20 protein-coding genes are annotated in these 20,820 nt (G+C 56.2%); all 20 read right to left on the reverse strand.

Going from position 1 to position 20,820, the window contains the following annotated elements; genetic code table 11:
- Position 1 precedes the first annotated feature (1 nt).
- Entirely contained in the window at positions 2–3,736 is a 3,735-nt protein-coding gene (gene rpoB, locus CBW42_RS06675) for a DNA-directed RNA polymerase subunit beta (protein WP_087018993.1), read from the reverse strand.
- A gap of 273 nt (positions 3,737–4,009) precedes the next feature.
- Entirely contained in the window at positions 4,010–4,684 is a 675-nt protein-coding gene (locus CBW42_RS06680; protein ID WP_165761091.1) for a histidine phosphatase family protein, read from the reverse strand.
- A 55-nt stretch (positions 4,685–4,739) separates the two neighbouring features.
- Entirely contained in the window at positions 4,740–5,597 is an 858-nt protein-coding gene (rfbA, locus tag CBW42_RS06685; RefSeq protein WP_087018997.1) for a glucose-1-phosphate thymidylyltransferase RfbA, read from the reverse strand.
- 143 nt (positions 5,598–5,740) lie between these two features.
- Positions 5,741–6,685: an AEC family transporter gene (locus tag CBW42_RS06690; RefSeq protein ID WP_087018999.1), complete on the reverse strand. Its 945-nt coding sequence runs from the start codon at positions 6,683–6,685 to the stop codon at positions 5,741–5,743.
- Positions 6,678–7,583: a DMT family transporter gene (locus CBW42_RS06695; protein ID WP_087019001.1), complete on the reverse strand. Its 906-nt coding sequence runs from the start codon at positions 7,581–7,583 to the stop codon at positions 6,678–6,680. Before CBW42_RS06695 ends, CBW42_RS06690 begins: the two co-directional genes overlap by 8 nt.
- A gap of 425 nt (positions 7,584–8,008) precedes the next feature.
- Positions 8,009–9,991 carry a TMEM198/TM7SF3 family protein gene (locus CBW42_RS06700; RefSeq protein WP_087019003.1) on the reverse strand — a complete coding sequence of 661 codons (1,983 nt, stop codon included), beginning with the start codon at positions 9,989–9,991 and terminating at the stop codon, positions 8,009–8,011.
- Between the two features lie 22 nt (positions 9,992–10,013).
- Entirely contained in the window at positions 10,014–10,871 is an 858-nt protein-coding gene (locus CBW42_RS06705; RefSeq protein ID WP_087019005.1) for an N-acetylmuramoyl-L-alanine amidase family protein, read from the reverse strand.
- Positions 10,862–11,578 (reverse strand): YARHG domain-containing protein, encoded by a 717-nt coding sequence (locus CBW42_RS06710; protein WP_087019007.1) that lies wholly within the window; start codon positions 11,576–11,578, stop codon positions 10,862–10,864. Before CBW42_RS06710 ends, CBW42_RS06705 begins: the two co-directional genes overlap by 10 nt.
- A 153-nt stretch (positions 11,579–11,731) precedes the next feature.
- Positions 11,732–12,130: an ATP synthase F1 subunit epsilon gene (gene atpC, locus CBW42_RS06715; RefSeq protein WP_087019009.1), complete on the reverse strand. Its 399-nt coding sequence runs from the start codon at positions 12,128–12,130 to the stop codon at positions 11,732–11,734.
- Positions 12,131–12,133: 3 nt separating this feature from the next.
- Positions 12,134–13,531 (reverse strand): F0F1 ATP synthase subunit beta, encoded by a 1,398-nt coding sequence (gene atpD / locus CBW42_RS06720; RefSeq protein WP_087019011.1) that lies wholly within the window; start codon positions 13,529–13,531, stop codon positions 12,134–12,136.
- A gap of 42 nt (positions 13,532–13,573) precedes the next feature.
- The gene (gene atpG, locus CBW42_RS06725; RefSeq protein ID WP_087019013.1) at positions 13,574–14,431 is read right to left on the reverse strand and encodes an ATP synthase F1 subunit gamma; all 858 of its coding nucleotides are present in this window, start codon (positions 14,429–14,431) and stop codon (positions 13,574–13,576) included.
- Positions 14,432–14,443: 12 nt separating this feature from the next.
- Positions 14,444–15,955, reverse strand: a complete 1,512-nt coding sequence (atpA, locus tag CBW42_RS06730; protein WP_087019015.1) for a F0F1 ATP synthase subunit alpha — start codon at positions 15,953–15,955, stop codon at positions 14,444–14,446.
- A 20-nt stretch (positions 15,956–15,975) separates the two neighbouring features.
- Positions 15,976–16,515 carry an ATP synthase F1 subunit delta gene (atpH, locus tag CBW42_RS06735; protein WP_087019017.1) on the reverse strand — a complete coding sequence of 180 codons (540 nt, stop codon included), beginning with the start codon at positions 16,513–16,515 and terminating at the stop codon, positions 15,976–15,978.
- Positions 16,512–17,015 (reverse strand): F0F1 ATP synthase subunit B, encoded by a 504-nt coding sequence (gene atpF, locus CBW42_RS06740; protein WP_087019019.1) that lies wholly within the window; start codon positions 17,013–17,015, stop codon positions 16,512–16,514. Before atpF ends, atpH begins: the two co-directional genes overlap by 4 nt.
- Before the next feature lie 52 nt (positions 17,016–17,067).
- Positions 17,068–17,322 (reverse strand): ATP synthase F0 subunit C, encoded by a 255-nt coding sequence (gene atpE, locus CBW42_RS06745; RefSeq protein WP_087019021.1) that lies wholly within the window; start codon positions 17,320–17,322, stop codon positions 17,068–17,070.
- A gap of 127 nt (positions 17,323–17,449) precedes the next feature.
- Positions 17,450–18,187, reverse strand: a complete 738-nt coding sequence (locus tag CBW42_RS06750; protein ID WP_087019023.1) for a F0F1 ATP synthase subunit A — start codon at positions 18,185–18,187, stop codon at positions 17,450–17,452.
- A gap of 3 nt (positions 18,188–18,190) precedes the next feature.
- The gene (locus tag CBW42_RS06755) at positions 18,191–18,595 is read right to left on the reverse strand and encodes an ATP synthase subunit I (RefSeq protein WP_133058274.1); all 405 of its coding nucleotides are present in this window, start codon (positions 18,593–18,595) and stop codon (positions 18,191–18,193) included.
- Between the two features lie 33 nt (positions 18,596–18,628).
- Complete coding sequence (locus CBW42_RS06760; protein ID WP_165761092.1) at positions 18,629–18,874, reverse strand: AtpZ/AtpI family protein; 246 nt, start codon at positions 18,872–18,874, stop codon at positions 18,629–18,631.
- 311 nt (positions 18,875–19,185) lie between these two features.
- Entirely contained in the window at positions 19,186–19,848 is a 663-nt protein-coding gene (pyrE, locus tag CBW42_RS06765; protein WP_087019029.1) for an orotate phosphoribosyltransferase, read from the reverse strand.
- Positions 19,849–19,927: 79 nt separating this feature from the next.
- The gene (locus CBW42_RS06770; protein ID WP_087019031.1) at positions 19,928–20,698 is read right to left on the reverse strand and encodes a MerR family transcriptional regulator; all 771 of its coding nucleotides are present in this window, start codon (positions 20,696–20,698) and stop codon (positions 19,928–19,930) included.
- Positions 20,699–20,820 lie beyond the last annotated feature (122 nt).

The raw sequence follows: 20,820 nt of genomic DNA on the forward strand, positions 1-20,820 counted from the left end.
CTTACTCCTCCGTCTCGCTGTAATCATCGTCGCTGCCAAACAGATCGTCGGATACGTTAGATTCCCCGTCCATGAGCGGATGATCGCCGTCCTCGACGTCGGAAATGCCGAAGCCGGAAGCCTCGAACTCCGAATCGCTCGCGGTTGCGCGCTCATGCTGCTCGTAGCTGGTGGTATCGTCGTCGTCGTCCGACAGAATAATTTCCTCGCCGTTCTCGTCGAGAACGCGGATGTCCAGACACAGCGACTGAAGCTCCTTGACCAGAACCTTGAACGATTCCGGTACGCCCGGCTGCGGGATGTTGTGACCCTTGACGATTGCTTCGTAGGTCTTGACACGGCCGACAATATCGTCCGACTTGACGGTCAGAATTTCCTGGAGCGTATAGGCTGCGCCATATGCTTCGAGAGCCCAGACTTCCATCTCGCCGAAGCGCTGGCCGCCGAACTGTGCCTTGCCGCCGAGCGGCTGCTGGGTAACCAGCGAGTACGGGCCGGTGGAACGTGCGTGAATCTTATCGTCGACCAGATGATGCAGCTTGAGGTAATACATATAGCCGACGGTTACTTCGTTGTCAAACTTCTCGCCGGTACGGCCGTCATACAGAACCGACTTGCCGTTCGGGTTCTTGCCGGCTGCGGTCAGCGCGTCTGCAATGTCCTGCTCGTTCGCACCGTCGAATACCGGCGTTGCGATCTTCCAGCCCATGCTCATCGCTGCGTAGCCCAGATGAACCTCCAGTACCTGTCCGATGTTCATTCGGGACGGTACGCCCAGCGGATTGAGGACGATGTCCAGCGGTGTGCCGTCTTCGAGGAACGGCATGTCCTCCTGCGGCAGGATGCGCGAAACGACACCCTTGTTACCATGGCGGCCTGCCATCTTATCGCCGACAGAAATCTTTCTCTTCTGCGCGATGTAGACGCGGACAGTCATGTTGACGCCAGGCGACAGGTCGTCGCCGGCTTCTCTCGTAAATACCTTGACATCGACGACAATGCCTGCCTCGCCGTGCGGTGCACGCAGGGAGGTATCGCGTACCTCGCGCGCCTTCTCGCCGAAGATCGCACGCAGCAGGCGCTCCTCTGCGGTCAGCTCGGTCTCGCCCTTCGGCGTTACCTTGCCGACGAGGATATCGCCGGAATGAATCTCGGCGCCGACGCGGATGATGCCGCGCTCGTCGAGGTCGCGCAGCGCGTCCTCACCGACATTCGGGATATCACGGGTAATTTCTTCCGGTCCCAGCTTGGTGTCGCGGGATTCGGATTCGTATTCTTCAATGTGGATGGAGGTGTATACATCATCACGAACCAGACGCTCGTTCAGCAGGACGGCGTCCTCGTAGTTGTAACCTTCCCAGGTCATGAAGCCGATGAGTGCGTTCTTGCCCAGCGCAACCTCGCCGTTGCAGGTAGACGGGCCGTCCGCCAGCACATCACCCTTCTTGACGCGCTCGCCGAGGTTGACGATCGGGCGCTGGTTGATGCAGGTGGACTGGTTGGAACGCAGGAACTTGGTCAGGTGATAGGTCTTCTCGCCCATCGTGTCATAGTTGACAGTAACATCGCGCGCAGTAACGCGGGTGACGGTGCCGTCGCCCTCCGCCAGCGGAACAATACCGGAGTCAACACATGCCTTGTACTCCATACCGGTGCCGACAGCCGGGGATTCGGTCTTCAGCAGCGGAACGGCCTGGCGCTGCATGTTCGCACCCATCAGAGCACGGTTTGCGTCATCGTGCTCGAGGAACGGGATCATTGCGGTCGCAACGGATACCATCATGCGCGGCGAAACGTCCATCAGATCGACATCCTGACGGTCAACTTCGACGATTTCTTCGCGGCAGCGGCAGGTAATACGCGGATTTGCCAGACGGCCTTCCTCGTCCAGCGGCTCATACGCCTGGCAGACGGTGTACTCGTCCTCAATGTCCGCGGTCATATAGTGAACCTCATCGGTGACACGGCCGGTCTCCTTGTCGATAACACGGTACGGCGCCTCGATAAAGCCAAATTCATTGATGCGTGCATAAGTTGCGAGGTAGGAAATCAGACCGATGTTCGGACCTTCCGGCGTCTCAATCGGGCACATACGACCATAATGGCTGTAGTGTACGTCTCGAACCTCGAACGATGCGCGGTCACGCGACAGACCGCCAGGACCCAGTGCGGACATACGGCGCTTGTGCGTCAGCTCTGCCAGCGGGTTGGTCTGATCCATGAACTGGGACAGCGGGGAGGAACCGAAGAATTCCTTGATCGCTGCGGTGACCGGGCGAATATTGATGAGCGACTGCGGGGTGACGATGTCAAGATCCTGAATCGTCATGCGCTCACGGATGACGCGCTCCATGCGGGAGAAGCCGATGCGGAACTGGTTCTGCAGCAGCTCGCCGACACAGCGCAGACGGCGGTTGCCCAGATGGTCGATGTCATCGGTCGTGCCGATGTCATGACCGAGGCCCAGCAGGTAGCAGATGGAAGCCAGCATGTCGTCGACGATGATGTGCTTCGGAATCAGATCGTCCTTTGCCGCACGGATGTCGTCAATCAGCTCGTCCTCGGTCTTGCCCTCGGCCTCTGCGTCGTCCAGCAGTTCCTTCAGGACGACAAAGCGAACCTTTTCCTTGATGCCGCACTTTTCCAGCGGGTCGAACGAAACGAAGTCCTTCATATCGACCATGCCATTGCCGAACACCTTGACCTTCGTGCCGTCGTTGGCCTCGATAATCGTACCGTGTACGCCGCGGCGCGCGATGAGCGTTGCCTGCTCGCGGGTGAGGATCGTGCCCTCTTCCGCCAGGATCTCACCGGTCATCGGGTCGGTGACGGTCTCGCACAGCTTGTGGCCGACCAGACGGCGTGCAATGTTCAGCTTCTTGTTGTACTTATAGCGGCCGACCGCAGAAATATCATAGCGGCGGGTGTCAAAGAACAGCGCGTTGAGCAGGCTGCGGGCGGAATCAACCGTGGGAGGCTCGCCCGGACGCAGCTTTTTATAGATTTCGATGAGGGCGTCCTCGACCGTCTTGGACGGATCCTTGTCGAGGGTTGCCAGAATGCGCTCGTCCTCGCCGAACATCTCGATGATCTCCGCGTCGGTCTCAACGCCGATGGCACGGATAAACGAAGTGATCGGGATTTTTCTGTTTTTATCGATGCGGACGTAGAAGACATCATTGCTGTCGGTCTCGTACTCCAGCCAAGCGCCGCGGTACGGGATGACGGTTGCGGACAGCAGCGGCTTGTCGGTCTTATCCAGCGTCATGCCGTAGTAGACGCCCGGAGAACGGACGATCTGGGAGACAATAACGCGCTCCGCGCCGTTGATGATGAACGTGCCGGAATCGGTCATGCGCGGGAAATCGCCCATGAACAGCTCCTGCTCCTTGATCTCGCCGGTTTCCTTGTAGCGCAGGCGCATGCGCACGCGTAGCGGGCAGGCATACGTGGCGTCGCGCGCCTTGCATTCCTCCACGCTGTACTTCGGTTCATCGTCCAGCTTGTAGTCGATGAACGACAGCTCCAGATTGCCGGTGTAGTCGCTGATGGACGCAACGTCGTCGAATACCTCGCGCAGTCCGTCCGTCAGGAACCATTCATACGATTTTTTCTGAACCTCGATGAGGTTCGGCATGTCCAGGATTTCCGGAATCCTGGCAAAGCTCTTTCGGGTGGTACGTCCGTACTTTACGTCATGGACATGGACACCGTTGATTGTTGCCTCGTTTGCCATATTGTACCCATCACTCCGTTTCTCAAGTATTCGATACGCCTGGCCGCGTAGTGATTATTGCTATGCTCTTTCTTGCATCTTGACTGAAAAAATGCTAGAATGTATTTGGACAAAGTTCCATATACTTATGTGGAAACTATTAAATGATAGCATACTTATGCAAATTTGTCAAGCTGACCAAGATTGTAAAACCTCTCCAAATCGGAGAGGTTTTGTTGTTTTTGTTTGTGTTTTTCGACCAAAGAAACGCAATTTGTGCACTTTTCCGTGCGTTTATTCCGCGCGCTTCGCGCCCGGCGCACGCCCCTGCTTCAAAAACGCGGAGCGGAAGCGCAGATCCTCCGGCAGATGCGACTGGTCGTCATAAAATTTTGTTTCAAAATCGCCGTTTTCCCCGTACACTATGCAGGAAATTGAGGCATTGCCCACAATATTCGGCTCCATCTCGTCGAACGGGGTATCGAGGCACGCGAGATACGATTGCAGCGCAAAGCCATGCGACACGATGACGATGGATTTGCCCGCGTTTTCGCGGATCAGCCGATTGACGGTCTCCGTCATGCGCGTGTGAATCTGTCTGGCGCTCTCGCCGCCCGGCGGACAGAACCTTGCCGGATGGTTGCGGAAATTGTCCATCACTTCGGGATACGCCCGCCGGTTTTCCTCATTGGTATGCCCTTCGAGCAGACCACCGTCGATCTCGCGCAAACCGTCCACCAGCACCGGCTGTACCGACAGATGGCGGCACACGCCCTCCGCCGTCTGTCGTGCGCGCGTCAGCGGGCTGCTGTATACCGCATCCACCGGCATGCCGGCAAACCGCTCGCCCAGATAGTACGCCTGCCGCAGACCGGTCTGTCCCAGCGGAATATCCGAGCTGCCTTGAAACCGCCCGCCGACGTTGTTGTCCGTCGTGCCATGGCGGATGAAATAAACCGTTGTTTTCACAAAAAATTCCCTTCTTCCAAAAACAGAGCGGCCAGGCGGCCGCTCTGTATGTGTTTTACAGGCACTGTAAGTACTGTCCGTACAGCGTTTTTCCCAGCTGGATTCCAACTTCGTGCACCTGCTCTGCGGTAATCAGGCCCTTGTTGTAGGCACATTCCTCCGGACAGGCGATGTAGCGCCCGGTGCGCTCCTGTACCTCGCGCACACAGTTTGCCGCTTCGAGCAGGTTCTCCGCCGTGCCCGCATCCTTCCACACAAAGCTGTCGTTCAGCGGAACGACCTTCAGCTGGCCGCGGCGCAGGTATTCCAGATTGACATCGGTAATTTCCAGCTCGCCGCGCGCGGACGGCTTGAGATTCTTCGCAATATCCAGCACATCTGCGTTGTAGAAATACAGCCCCGGAATGATGTAATTGGACTTCGGAAAGCGCGGCTTTTCCTCAATGCTGATGGCATTGCCGTTCTCGTCGAACTCTACCACGCCGAAGGCGCGCGGGTCATCGACATAATAGCCGAACACGGTCGCGCCGTCGTTGTCGTCCACCGCCTGCATGAACTGATATTTCTTGGTTTCATCATAAAAAATATTGTCACCCAGAACCAGGCAGACCGATTCGCCCCGGATGAAATCCTCCGCGACAAGGAAAGCATCCGCAATGCCGCGCGGCACCTTCTGCACCGCATAGGATATATGAATGCCCCACGCACTGCCATCACCGAGCAGGCGCTCAAACGTCTCCTCCTCTCCATCCGGGATAATCACCATAATATCAGTAATCCCCGACTGGATGAGCACAGAAAGCGGATAATAAATCAGCGGTTTATCATAAACCGGAAGCAACGGCTTGCATACGGGCTTTGTCATCGGATACAGCCGCGTCCCCTTGCCTGCCGCAAGAATCAATCCTTTCATATTATCTGTCCCTCCATCACATCAGCTCTGCCCGTCCCCATTTTTCAGGCGCAGAAAGGTCTATTCCTCTATCTTATTCTTATTATACCGATACCGGCGTTGCCCTGTCAAGGAATCCCCTGCCATTTCCGCATAAAACCGCATCAAATCAGCTGCATGACGCGCAAAAGGAAAATCCATCCGGTCAGCGTGACTGAGGAAAGCAGGGTTGTCAGCACGATGATACTGGACGACAGTTCTCCGTCGTTGTCCATATTTTTTGCCATAATATAAGATGTGACGGTTGTCGGCGAACCGAGCATGATGAGCACGGCTACCATCTCTGTGCCGGAAAAGCCGAGGTGCACCGCCAGCGGCAAAAACAGCGCCGGCAGTGCGAGCAGCTTAATCACTGTCGCAGCAATCGTCGGACGAATCTTTGCGAGCGCCTGCGCGCCCTCAAAACCCGCGCCGACCACGAGCAGCGCAATCGGCGTCGCCGTAGACGCCACGCTGTCGATCATCTTGAGCGGAATGGTTGGAATCTCAATGCGCAGCAGCGAGAACGGCAGACCCGCAAAAATGCCGAGGATAATCGGGTTTTTGAGCACATTGATGCACGCGCGCTTGACCGCAGCCCGCCCATGTGCCCCGCCGCCCGCAGAAAATGTCAGGATGACAACGGAGAACACATTAAACAGCGGCACAGCAGAGACAATCATCAGTGGGGTCAGTCCCGCGTCGCCGTAAATATTCTGAACAAACGCGATGCCGAGCACGGCCACACTGCTGCGCGCAGCACCCTGTACAAACGCGCCGACCATCGTCTTGTCCGGCATGAGCTTTGCTGTCAGCAGCCACAGCCCGAGGAACATCACGATGGTCACACCTGCGCAATACAGCACAAAGCTCAGATTGAAATCCTGATACAGGTCGGTCTGTGCAATGTCACGGAACAGCAGCACCGGCAGTGCAACTTTGAACACATATTTGTTGGCAACGGCACAGAATTCCTCCGTGAACATGCCGATCTGTTTTAAAATATAGCCGAGCACCATGACGAGGAAGATCGGCACGGTGGCGTTCAGGCTGAATACAAAACTATCCATTTGCTTCCTCCACAGCCGGACGCCTGCGCGGCGGCAGCTGCAACACCAGAATCGAACTGAGGATCAGTGCCATGCCAAGCACGGTCCAGATGGTAAACGGGTCGCCAAACACAACGACTCCCAGCAGGCTGCCTACCAGCGGTTCAACCGTCGCCAGCACAGCTGCCTGCGACGCGGGCACACCGTCCAGCCCGCCGGTATACAGCAGGAACGGCACAACCGTGCACACCACTGCCAAGCCGAGCCCGACCAGCAGCGTATGTGGCTGAGCCAGCACCTTTTGCGTGCAGTGTGCCGCACTGAACGGCGCAGTTGCAAGTGCCGCAAACACAAACGTATAAAACGAAACGGTCATCGCGCTGTAACGCCGCAGCGCAAATTTTCCAAAGATACTGTACAGCGCGTAAAACAACCCCGAGCCGAGGCCGCACAGCACCGTCATCGGTGCAACTGCCTGCGCCTGTGAAAACACGCCTGTGATGCACGCGCAGCCCGCAATTGTGATGACAATTGCGGCAAGCCGATGTGCCGTCAGACGTTCGCGGAACAGCAGGATGGACAGCAGCAGGACAAACACCGGCGAGGTGTACAGCAGCAATGCCGCCACCGCTACGCTGCTGCGCGAGAGCGTATAAAAATAACACAAATTAAACAGCGCAATGCTGACCATGCCTGTGCCGACAAACATCCAGACATCGCGCAGGCGGATGCGCAGCGCTGACCGGTCGCGCACGGCTACCACAACGCCGAGCGCCGCGGCCGCAAGCAAGTTGCGAAAAAAGACGATCTCCAACGCGGACAGCCCCGCCGCGTTCAGCGCGCGCACAAACAGGGCAATCATGCCCCACAACGCGCCCGCGCCTGCGATCATCCACGCTGATTTTGCTTTCGTATGCATGTCGTTCCTCCTCTGCGGAAACCGCTAAAATTTCCGCCTGTCCAGTATAGCACCGTTGCGCGCCGAATGGGAAGTAAAATCGATTGTTTTCCCAAAAAACTCCTGCCCTTTTGCCAGATACGCCGGAAATCCTGCATTTTCGCGGTTCATTTTACACTTTCCCGGAAACGCACCGAACTTTTTGCACAAAAAATTGCAGTTTTTTTTGGGAGGTTTGCCACTACTCTTTCTCTATCCAGTGTGGTATATTTATAACTGTACTTTTTAGCAGGAGTACCGCATCATCCGCCCTATACAGAGGGCGTGAGTAATATGCCATACAGAGAAGAGAGAAGAAACGAGACGGTTGGGTGAACCGTCTCGTTTCGTTTTTCCGCTATTTTTGCACAAAAAAGCTGTTTCGGATACTGAAACAGCTTTTTTCTTTATTCTTCGGTTTCCTCCGCATCCGCATGGCGGAGCGCAGTATATGCGCGCATTGCGGCATACGTAAGCGCGAGGAATGCGGCCGCACAAAGCGCGTCCAGCACGATTTCCAGCCAGCTGCCGCCCCGCACGATAAGCTGAACTACATCCAATACGCGGCGCACACACAGTACGGCACAGGCAAATGCCGCCGCACGGTAATACCGCAACACATAGCACACAAAGCACAGTGCAAGCGCAAGCTCAACATATCGAATTCCAATTCCGGCGAGTACAAGTACGACAACCGTCAGCAGCGCCGGCCACAACAGGCGTACGGAAAATTCCTTCCGGGGTTTCTCCGGCTCAGACATGTCCGCCGATTCCGTCTGCTCGGTATCGTCAGATACTTCCATCAGCTCATCCGCTGCTTCTGCGGCGATTTCGGGTTCTTCTTCCGGTTCCGCGTCAAAATCCTCTTCCGGTGGTTCCTCTTTGAACATCGGCGGGAACATCTGCTCCCATATCGCGTCCTCCTCCGAATCCACATCCGATTCCACACGGTTCGCCTGTTCTTCCGATTCCCCGACAGATCCCTCTGCTGTCCGTCCCGTGTGGGCAGGTGCCTCCGGCCGATCTTCCTCAGACGGGAACAGCTGCTCCCACATCATATCCACATCCGGCTCCGCATCGGTTTTTTCCGGCTTTTCCAGCGCACCCAGCGCCTGTTCCAGCGCACGGGTCAGGTCTGCTGTGCTGCTGAGCATCTGCTCTATATCCGCCGCAGCTTCCGGCTCCACGCTGTCTGACTCCGATGCCTGCGGCAGGTCTTCGGTTGATTCCACTGCTGCCGGTTCGGTTTCTTCCACTGGCTCGGCTTCTTCTCCCGGCTCGGCTCCCGGACGGAAGATGTCGTTCCACATGCCGCGCAGCGGCATCGTGCCCTCCGGCTCCGCATCGGAAGCAGGTGTCTCTACCGGCTGTTCGGACATCCAGGCAAACTGTGCCTGCTGTTCCAGCGGCACATCCTGCTGTTGGTTCAGCACATCCTCCAGGGAGAGCAGTATCGTGCGGTCTTCTGCCATTTCCGGATCATCTGAACTGGACAGCTCTCGCACGGGTTCTTCTTCCCGCGCAATCTCCGGATACAACGGCTCGGTCCCCCTCGCCTGCTCCGGTGTCATCGGCTCCGTCAGGCCGATATGTGCCGCCACGGTCTGAGAAATCGAATCAATTTCATCCGGTTCCTCCTGCGGCAGCTGGCTGAGATCCAGCCCATGTGTGTCGTCGTCCACTCCGTCTTCTTCGGGCGCAGGCGCACGCAAATGAGCATCTCCGCTGTCCTTTGGTTCTGCTGCAACCGTGCGTCCATTCCTCTCGCCGAACGGGAGCACATCCGCACCGCGACCCGTCACAGCCTGCACAGCACAGCCGGCAAGCGTCAGCGCCAGCCCGAGCACAACGGTTGTGAGCCCCTGCGGTCTGGCAAACAGGTCTACCAACACGAATGCGGCAAAAAAGCCGAACACACCGGTGGACAGAATACCCGCCGGGCGCAGGAACAGCACGCCCGTCACGCCGAACAGCACGGCACCGCCTGCCAATACCAGCCAAAATGCCGCCTGTGCATGCTGCGCCACAAATAAGCCGGGCAGATACACGACCGCCGCACCGGCACAGGCACATACTGTAAACACACCGAGCGGATACCAGCAGAAAAATACGACACCGAGCGCAACGCCGAGCACCACGATCGCCAGCACGGTCAGCGTCAGCCCGAGCAGCTCGTTCATCGACGCGCTGAACAGGCTGGTGACACAGATGCCGAGCACCACGCCCAGTGCAACACCGCTCAGCGCGCTGACCGCGCGCAGCAGCCGGTACCCGGCAAAGCAGAACAGCAGGGACAGCAGCAGCAATACGATTTTCACCGGCATGGCGGCATACAATGCCGCCAGCGTCTGTCCCGCAATTCCGATTGCACTGTTAAGGGTAAGATCCATCTCGTTTCAACCTTCTTTTCTGTTATCGTCCGCTTTCCATCCAGCGGCACACGCCGGAAACAATACCCGACGCAATCTGCTGTCGATATTCGTCCGTCGCCAGCAGGGCATCCTCCTGTGCGTTGCTCAGGAACCCCATCTCCAGCAGCACACACGGCACCTCTGACCAGTTAAAGCCGGTCAGGTCGCTGCGCTGCACCAGTCCACGGCTGCGCGCGCCAGTCGCCGCGGTCACCTCTTCGAGAATGATCTCGGCCACCCGCGCACTCGGCTGCTCGATCTCCGGTGTCCCCAGCAGGCTGCCCGCAGGCACCTGCATCGACATGCCGGAAACCGAGGAATCCTCTGAGCCATCCGCATGAATGCGGATGCACAAGTCTGCACCCGCATTGTTTGCAATCTGTGCGCGTTCGATGTTGCTGACCGTTGCTTCATTGGTCTGCCGTGTCATGACAACCTGTGCCCCGCGCTCTTCCAATCCCGCGCGCACCAGCTGTGCAACGGCGAGATTGAGTTCTTCTTCGGTCTGACTGTTGCCCGCAGCACCGCTGACATAGGCCGCCTTGGTCTCCTGCGAAAGCGGAGAAACCCGCTCCTGCCCGGTGGCGTCCGTCACGCCGTGACCGGGGTCAAGACAGATGACAATGCCCGCAAGCGGCTGCGCCTGTTCGCTGGTGTCGGATGCTTCCTCCTCCAGCGGCGGGTCAATCAGCTCACCGGTATCCTCCGCAGCTCCTGCCGCGCTGCCGGAATCCACAGTCTGTCCCGCAGAACCGGAATCCGCACTCCCTGCCGGACTCACGGCGGCTTTGCCGCAGCCATACAGACACCACAGCAGCCCTGCAAGCAGCACAGTCAGAACCCATCGTTTCAGCGCCATCCCTTGCTCTCCTCATACGCAACTATGGTGCTGATATTCGCGCGTTCTATCGAGGACAGACGTGCACGGATCGTCGATTCGGTGCAGGTGCTGTCGCGGTCATACCATGTCTTGGATGCAAAATAGGTCTGCCAGCGCGCCGTGGTAAACGCATAGCCGTGGCGCGCATAAATTTCATTGCGGATGGCCGCAACCGTGTCCTGACTCAGACCACGCAGGTCAGAGGTGGAAATATATTGTGTATCCGTCGGCCACAGGTAGCCCGAGCTGGTCACGCGCGTGTAGTAATCGTTGTCACTCGCTGCGCCGTCACCGTAATAATAATAGTTGTTGGTGACTGTTGTCGCGGCTTGCGTGCTCTCGCCGCTGCTGTCTCCGGTCTCCGTTTTCTCCTGTTCGGAAGCCGTGCTGTCCAAATTGCCGTCTGCCTTGTCCGCATCCGCTGTCTGGGTGTTGCTCTGCCCGCTCTGCTGCTGTGTCTCCCCCACCGCTGCAAGCTGTGCCTCCTGGCTGCTCCGGTTTATCAGCGTAAAGCAGATGATACATGCCACCAACACGACAGTCACGGCTGCAATTGCCGCAATGACAATCGAATTTTTTCCGTGTGCCTGACGCACCGGCTGTGCCTGTCTGGGCGTGGGGGCGCCGCAGGTCGGACAGAAATCTGCATTGTCCGGCAACAATGTGCCGCATTTATTACAGTACATACTCTCTCTCCTTTTTCCGATGTGAAGGTATAGCTATTGGTATTATAGCATGGCATGTCGTATCTGTCACGGATTTCCCGCCATATATCCGCTTTTCCGGCACAAAAACCGGCCGATATCGCGTGGATACCGACCGGTTCTGTCTGACTTTATTTACTTGCCGACATTGATTCTGGTCAATGCACGCTTGAGCTTGGCCTGCGCCAGCTCATATTCACGCTGATCCAGATGCTTCTGCATCAGTTCCTCCGCGCGCTGGCGTGCACGCTCGGCGCGGCTGATGTCAATGTCTTCCGCCCATTCAAACGTAGTCGCAACGAGATTTACCTCGTTGTTCATCACGGACAGCATGCCGCCGATGCAGGCGGCGCGGCGGGTCTCGCCATTGCTGCCGGTCACGCGGCACTCGCCCATGCCGAGCGCAGTCAGGTACGGCGTATGATGTGCCAGAATGCAGACATCGCCGTCAATCGTGCGCGCGATGACGCGCTGCGCCTCGCCGTCAAAATACAGGCCGTCAGCCGTGACAATCCTCAGATGGAATACACTCATGCGTTATTCCCCCTTCTGGGCTTTTTCAACGGCCTCCTCAATGGTACCGACAAACAGGAAGGCGGACTCCGGAATATCGTCGTGCTTGCCCTCAATGATCTCCTTAAAGCCGCGGATGGTCTCCTTCAGCGGGACATATTTGCCCTGCATGCCGGTGAACTGCTCTGCGACGGAGAACGGCTGGGACAGGAAACGCTGAATCTTACGCGCACGCGATACGGTCAGCTTGTCCTCCTCGGACAGCTCGTCCATACCCATGATGGCGATGATATCCTGAAGCTCCTTATAGCGCTGCAAAATCTTCTGTACGTCGCGCGCGACCTGATAGTGCTCCATGCCGACGACTTCCGGCGACAGGATACGGCTGGTGGAATCCAGCGGATCGACTGCCGGGAAAATGCCCTGGGACGAAATGCTTCGATCGAGGACCGTCGTCGCATCCAGATGGGTAAACGTGGTTGCCGGCGCCGGGTCGGTCAGGTCGTCCGCCGGGACATAAACCGCCTGTACCGACGTGATCGAGCCGCGCTTGGTGGATGTAATGCGCTCCTGGAGCGCGCCCATCTCGGTTGCCAGCGTCGGCTGGTAGCCAACGGCGGACGGCATACGGCCGAGCAGCGCGGATACCTCCGAGCCGGCCTGCGTGAAGCGGAAGATGTTGTCGATAAACAGAAGTACGTCCTGACCCTCGCGGTCACGGAAATATTCTGCCATCGTCAGGCCGGACAGGGCGACACGCATACGTGCTCCGGGCGGCTCGTTCATCTGGCCATAAACCAGCGCGGTCTTGTTCAGAACGCCGGACTCGGTCATTTCTCCGTACAGATCGTTGCCCTCACGGGTACGCTCGCCGACGCCTGCGAATACCGAAATACCGCCGTGCTGCTTGGCGACGTTGTTAATCAGTTCCATGATAAGGACGGTCTTGCCGACACCGGCACCGCCGAACAGGCCGATCTTACCACCCTTTGCGTACGGGCAGATCAGGTCGATGACCTTGATGCCGGTTTCGAGGATGGTGGTTGCGCCCTCCTGATCTTCATAGGACGGCGCCGGACGATGAATTTCCCAATACTCTTCTGCCTTGACCGGCTCGCCGTTGTCGATCGGCTCGCCGAGCAGGTTGAACATGCGGCCGAGCGTCACATCGCCGACCGGAACGGAAATGCTCTTGCCGGTGTCGAGCGCCTTCTCGCCGCGGACAAGGCCGTCGGTGGAGCTCATGGCGATGCAGCGCGCGGTGTTGTCGCCGATGTGCTGCGCAACCTCGGCAATCAGCTTGGTACCGTTGTGGTCAATTTCAAGTGCATTGAGAAGATTGGGAAGCTTTCCGTCTGCAAATTTTACATCCAGTACAGGGCCGATAACCTGAGCCACTGTACCAAAATTTTGCTCGTTCATGCACATATCTCCTTCTTGGTTTGGGTAAGGCAGGCGGGGAACTTAGTGCTCCGCACCGGCCACAATTTCGGTAATTTCCTGCGTAATCGCACCCTGACGGGCACGGTTATACTTCAGGCTCAGATCGTCAATCATATCGCTGGCGTTCTGGCTGGCCGCGTCCATCGCCGTGCGGCGGGCCGCCAGTTCAGATGCCCAGGACTGGCTGAGCGCACCGTAGAAAATACCGGAAATATATTCCGGAACGACCGCGTTGAACACGGCTTCCGGGTTCGGTTCATACAGCACCAGGCTCTTCAGGTCATCCTTTGCCTCGCTCTTCTCATACGGAATCGGAAGAATCCGCATCGCCGTCGCGTTCTGCGACAGCATGGAGACAAAGTTTGTATAGACAATATACAGCTCGTCAAACGCGCCCTTACAGAATTCATCTGCGAGGAAGTGTGCCGCCTCAAAGCAATTGCCGACGGTGACATCTTCGACAATGTTGTATTGCTCGGTCAGAATTTCCAGCTTCTTGCGCTGGCAGTACTCCACGGCCTTCTTGCCTACCGGCACAACACACACCGGCTTGCCGTGCGAGGCGATATGCGCCTCAAGCGCTTTGTTGATGTTGCTGTTATAGCCTCCCGCAAGGCCTCTGTCGCCCGCGATTACGATATAGCAGACCTTTTTGATCTCCTCACGCGGCTCGACGAACGGCGAGCGGAAATCGCGCTTGCCGTATGCAATGGTGCTCAGCGTCTCGTGCACGATGTTGAAATACGGCTCCGTGCGCTCAATGCGCTCCTTGGCGCGGTTGAGCTTGGAGGACGCGACGAGCTCCATCGCCTTGGTGATCTGCATGGTGCTCTGCACACTTTTGATGCGCAGCTTAATTTCCTTCATCGAGGCTCCCATGTCTCAGCCCCCTTATCTGGTCTTCAGAAAAGCGGCTTTGACTGTACCGATGGCCTCTTCCAGCTTGGATGTCGTTTCGTCACCCATGGTTCCCTTTTCGCGGATTTCTGCCAAAATATCCGGGTTTGCGTCCAGATATTCGTACAGCTCGCCTTCAAACTCGCTGATGTCGCTGACTGCGATGTCATCGAGGAAATTCTTCGTAACGGCGTAAATGATTGCGACCTGATTTTCAACGGCAATCGGGCAGCTGCGATTCTGCTTGAGCACCTCTACGATGCGTTCGCCCTGTGCCAGACGGCGCTTGGTGTCGGCGTCCAGATCGGAGCCGAACTGTGCGAACGACTGCAGCTCGCGGTACTGCGAATATGCCAGCTTCAGCGTGCCGGCAACCTTCTTCATCGCCTTGATCTGTGCGTCGCCACCGACTCGGCTGACCGAAATACCCGGGTTTACTGCCGGCATGATGCCGGAATGGAACAGCTCGGTCTCAAGGAAGATCTGGCCGTCGGTGATAGAAATGACGTTGGTCGGAATGTAGGCCGAAACGTCGCCCGCCTGCGTCTCGATGATCGGCAGCGCGGTCAGAGAGCCGCCGCCGTATTCCGGAGCCAGACGCGCTGCGCGTTCGAGCAGTCTGGAGTGCAGATAGAATACGTCGCCCGGATACGCCTCACGTCCTGGCGGTCTGCGGATCAGCAGAGACAGTGCACGGTAAGCGACTGCGTGCTTGGACAGATCGTCATATACGACCAGGACATCCTTACCCTTATTCATGAAATATTCGCCCATAGCGCAGCCGGAATACGGCGCGATATACTGGAGCGGAGACAGCTCGCTGGCTGTCGCGGTGACGACGATGGTGTAATCCATCGCGCCTGCCTTGGTCAGCTCTTCTACCAGCGTTGCAACGGTAGAGTTCTTCTGGCCGATGGCGACATAGATGCAGATGACATCTTTGCCCTTCTGGTTGATGATGGTATCGGTTGCCAGGACGGTTTTACCGGTCTGGCGGTCGCCGATGATAAGCTCACGCTGACCGCGACCGATCGGGATCATGGAGTCGATTGCCTTGATGCCCGTCTGGAGCGGCACGTTTACCTTCTGGCGCTCGATGATGCCCGGAGCCGGAGATTCGATCGGGCGGTTTTCGGTCGCCTCGATCGGGCCCTTGCCGTCGACCGGCTGGCCCAGTGCATTGACAACGCGTCCGATCAGTGCCTCACCGACCGGGACGGAAACTACTTTGCCGGTACGCTTTACGATATCGCCCTCACGAACCCCTTTGTCGGAACCCAGCATTACGATGGATACCGAATTTTCTTCCAGGTTCAGAGCCATGCCGTATTCGCCGTTGGCAAACTCAACCAGTTCGTTTGCCATACATTTTTCCAGACCGGATGCACGCGCGATGCCGTCGCCGATCAGGATGATGCGGCCGGTTTCGCTCTGCTCGATCTTGGTATCATAATTCTTTATCTGTGCCTTAATGACACTGCTGATTTCTTCAGGACGTAACTGCATAGTCTCACCAACTTTCTGCTTTATGCGATCGTGTGCAGCAGACGGCTGCGGATCGCATCCAGTTTATTCTTAACGGTGCCGTCCATCTGAAGCCCCTCCATTTGCAGGCGGATGCCGCCGATGACAGCCGGATCGACCTTTTTCTCCAGATGGATGGTCTTACCGGTCACCTGGCTGAGCTTTTCCACCAGCTGAGCTTCCTGTTTTGCACCGAGCGCGACGGCGGAAACCACCGTCACGGTTTCAATCCCGTTTTCCCAGTTATATTCATTGCGGAACTGTCTGGCCGTGTCGATAAACTCGTGTGCCGTGCCGTTTTCCGCGATGATCTTGAGGAAATTGAGCAGATAAATATGGATCTTCCCGCCGAAGGTCTCATCGACGATGGAAACGCGCTCTTCCTTCGTGAGGTTGGGCGTGTTCATCAGTGTCAGAAACTGCGGGTTCTCCTCGAAAGCCTGCCGAAGGGTGGTTATTTCGTCGAGCATCTGCTCTACGCTTTCACATTCGACTGCCAGATCGTACAGCGTTTTGCCGTATGCTTTTGCAATCTCTGTCATGAAGCCTCACCTACACCCTTGATAAACTCCGAGATCAGCGCTTCGTGATCCTTTGCATCGATCTCACGCTCGACGACCTTGGAGGCAATATCGACGGCAATGCCCGAAATCTCATTTTTGAGCTCGTTCATGGCTTTCTTCTTTTCCTGCTCGATCTGTGCGTCCGCCTTCTCCATCAGGCGGGAAGCCTGGGACTGGGCATCACGGACAATTTCCTCACCGTGAAGCTGCGCCTTGCGGGTCGCGCTCTTGACGATATCGGAAGCCTCCGCCTTTGCGTCGGCGATACGCTTCTCATATTCGTCGCGCAGCGCCTCAGCCTGGGTCTGTGCGGCCTCGGCATCGGCGTAGCTCTTGTCGATCTCCGCCTGGCGGGCGTTCAGGACATTCTGCACGGGCTTGAAAAGAAAGTGTTTGAGCAGCAGGAACAACAGCAGAAGGTTAATCAGCTGTGTAATGATTTCCCACGGGACAATGGAAACTAGATCTAATGTACCCAAATTCGTTCTCCTTTCTCAAAAAATGATTCCGCCTGCGCGGAAATCCCGGCAATTACAGCTTGCCGAGGAAAGGATTGACGAACATCAGGATCAGCGCAACAATCAGGCCATACAGACCGGTGGTCTCTGCCAGTGCACAGCCGAGGATCAGGGTGCTGGTAACCGGGCCCTTTGCTTCCGGCTGACGTCCGATTGCTTCACAGGCCTTGCCTGCTGCATAGCCTTCACCAATACCAGGGCCAACGCCCGCGATCATTGCAAGACCGGCGCCGATTGCAGATGCTGCAAGTACGATTGCTCTTTCCATAATATTTTCCTCCTGAAATTATCTGAATGTTGAATCTCCAAGAAACGGTTTGCCGTCATGCGGCATATGGTTCTCTCCACACATTGCCGCATGCCGCAAAAGCATGTTGAAACGGTGTGTGTGCTCCTCATTCGTCCGATGCAGCGGATGCAACGAACTGCATAGTCAGCATACAGAAGATGTATGGCTGAACGCAGCCGGAGAAGCAGGTAAAATAAACGTTGAGCACAGCGGGAATACCGATTTGCAGAATCGGTATTGCGCTCAGGGATCCTGGCAGCCAGAACAGGACTGCCTTGCTCACCGCGCCGAGTGCCGCATACAGCAGCAGGCCGATGACGTAGCCGGATACGATGTTTGCGAAGTGACGCAGAGCCATGGACACCGGCGTTGCAATCTCACTGATGATGTTCATCGGTGTCATGACAAAAATCGGTTCCGTAAAGCTCTTCAGGTAGCCGCCAAACCCCTTTGTCTTGATTTTGTAGTATGTGATGAGGACAAAGACCACAATACTCCATGCGAGAAACGTGTTCAGGTCATTGGTCGGCGAATATGCACCGGTCAGGCTCATGAACGAGCTGACAACCGACATACTCAGGATTGCGGCAATGAACGGAACAAAATCGTCCCAGCCTTCACCCATGCTGCCTCTGACCAGATTCTGCGCCATCTGAACAGCCATCTCGGCGACCGTCTGACGTTTGGTCGTTGCATGAACCTTCAGCCCGCGGGTCAGCCAGATACACACGCCCACGATGATAATCATTGCAATCCAGGCATTGACGACAGTCTGCGTCACCGGATAGTTGATCCCGGGAATCGTATAGTATATTTTGGCACCAGCGATGGATATATTATCCATGAATCATTCTTCCTCCTTTCTGCGAAAGATAGGCAGGGTTTTGGCGTAAATGATGAGTTTTGGAAAAAACAGCGGAAGCACAACCGCAACCCAGTTGAAATAGGGCAGCTTGATGCCCACAATCACGACTACCGCCAGCAGGAGCAGCCGTCTGGTATGCGAATTCTGAATGACCAGCTTGGCTTCCTCCGGGGTATCCCGCTGCACCGACTTCTGGACTGCAAGCGCCATCAGGAAAAACTCCAGAATAGCAAACCCGCCGCCCAGCAGGGTTCCAAGCAAAACTGTGTAGTCAAACTTGCCGATAACCGCAAAAAAAATCACCATGATGACGCTCATGACGGTAACACCGATGGCGATATCCCTGCTCTCGTGTTTGACTGCCGGTTCAATCTTGATATTCCTCACCACCAATCACGTTAAAATTCACCTGCGCCGGGCTCATTCCCTGTGCTGTTTCTCTCCGCGCCGTTCAATCATCTTCCACGTCCGCCAGACGTTGACTGCCGCGCCGCCCATGCCGAGCAGCAGCGCAATGGCCATGATCCACAGTCCGAGATTCAGCCGGTTCCGAAGCCAGTCCGCCGCATACAGGCAAAGCAGAGGCGGCACAACCACAGAGAGTCCGAGCTGTGTCAGAAGCGCAAGATTCTCCGCACATTCCCGCAGGATCTGATGCTTATCCACCCTGTCCTCACAATCCTTTCCGAAACATGCGCAAAATTTACTCTTCTTCAGGTTGCCTTCATTATATCAACTCATAACCAAAAGTTCAACCGTCTTTTATACATTTTAGTGTGCACGCGCCCGTCCGTCTGTGAAATTTTTACCAATCTGTACAACTTTCTCCGGCGTTTTGTGCCAGAGAGTGACACATTCTGATGTATTTGATTTTCTGTCTCCTCCCCAATTGTACCCCTCCCCCCGGAAAAGTATGCAAAAGATTACCAAAAAGCGCCGCTCCGGCGGAAACCCGGAGCGGCGCAGGCGCTTGTGAATTAGAAAACACAGTATTTTTCCATATAAGATTCCATCAGCGGGAGAATGGACGCATACTCCGCCTGTCCCTGCAGATATTCATGGATATCACGGACATCGATGAGCGAATGCACGCGGATGCCGAATTCCTCGCCGACCTCCATGACAGCGGTCTTGCCGGGGGTCTGGCCGACCTCACAGCGGTTGACCGAAATGAACATATCGGTTACCTTGACGTCAGCCGCGCCGTACAGCACCGGCAGTGTCTCGCGGATTGCGGTGCCCGCCGTGATGACGTCTTCGATGATGACAATGCGGTCGCCGTCCGCCGGCTTGTAGCCGACCAGGCTGCCGCCCTCGCCGTGGTCCTTCGCTTCCTTGCGGTTGAAGAAGAACGGCTTGTCAATGCCATAGGTGCGCGCCAGCGCGCCTGCAACCGAGGTCGCCAGCGGGATACCCTTGTATGCCGGGCCGAACATCGCGTCAAAATCTTCCCCGATGGTCTCCTTTACCATAGCGGCATAGAACTCGCCCAGTTTGGACGACTGCAAACCGGTCTTGTAGTTGCCCGTGTTCACAAAATACGGCGTGTTGCGTCCGCTTTTGGTGACAAAGTCGCCGAAACGCAGCACATCCGCGCTCATCATAAATTCAATAAATTCCTTTTTTGCCGGTGTCAGCATGGAAATCAGTCCTTCCTGATTGATGTTGCTTCCAGTATATCAGAAATCCATGGGCAGGACAAGAAAAACCGGCTTACAGTCACTCAAATGCCCCGATTTGATACAGCATGCCCCCTACTGCTACGGCAATGACAGCCAACAGTACCGCACCAAAGGCAAGCAGGCCGCCGATCCTCGCCGGTCTTCTTTCACGTGAGAACAGGATTTTCACCAGGCTGTACAGCATATAGCCCGCGGAAACAATCGCAAATGCTTCCAGCATCAGAAGTGCATTCTTGAACCCGCCCCGAAGCCCGTCTTTCGGCAGGATATAAAATGTATACAAAAACCAGTTCAGCAGCACGTAAAAACCAAACGACACAATCGCGCCCTTGGTATAGGAGCCTTGAATGGAAAATATGCCCCATGTCTTTTCAAAATAATTCTTCTGGTAGTCCTCCAGAATATCCCCCATCACATCACGGAACTTCTTGCCTTGCTGTTCGCGCTGCCGGATCAGTTCATCATATGTATCCACGGAAAGTGTCTCTATGCTTTCCTCCCGCTCCTGCATGATATCACACAGCTCCAGTGAGCCCTGCAATTGTTCCAGCCGTTCCTGTAACGCCTGTTTTGTCTGCTGTACCGCATCCTGTAAAGCCAGTTCACCATTCAATATCGCCTGAATATCCTCGATGGACATATCCAGCCGCCGGAGCAGGATAATCTTCCGCAGGGTCTCCACATCCTCCTCGGAATAATCGCGGTAGTTGTTGCCCTGCCGTTCCGGATGTACAAGGCCCTTGCTCTCATAAAACCGGATATTCGCACGGGCAAGCCCGGTTCTTTCCTCAATCTCCTTGATTTTCATGGCTGTCTCCCTCCTTCCTTTCCCTATCTTACACGTTCAAGCTGGTTTACAGTCAAGCCTTTTCTCCAAATTCCCGGTAAAAAACAGCCGGCAGGGAATCCCACCGGCTGTCAAACGCAATA

The organism is Butyricicoccus porcorum, assembly GCF_002157465.1.
GTDB classification, from domain to species: domain Bacteria; phylum Bacillota; class Clostridia; order Oscillospirales; family Butyricicoccaceae; genus Butyricicoccus_A; species Butyricicoccus_A porcorum.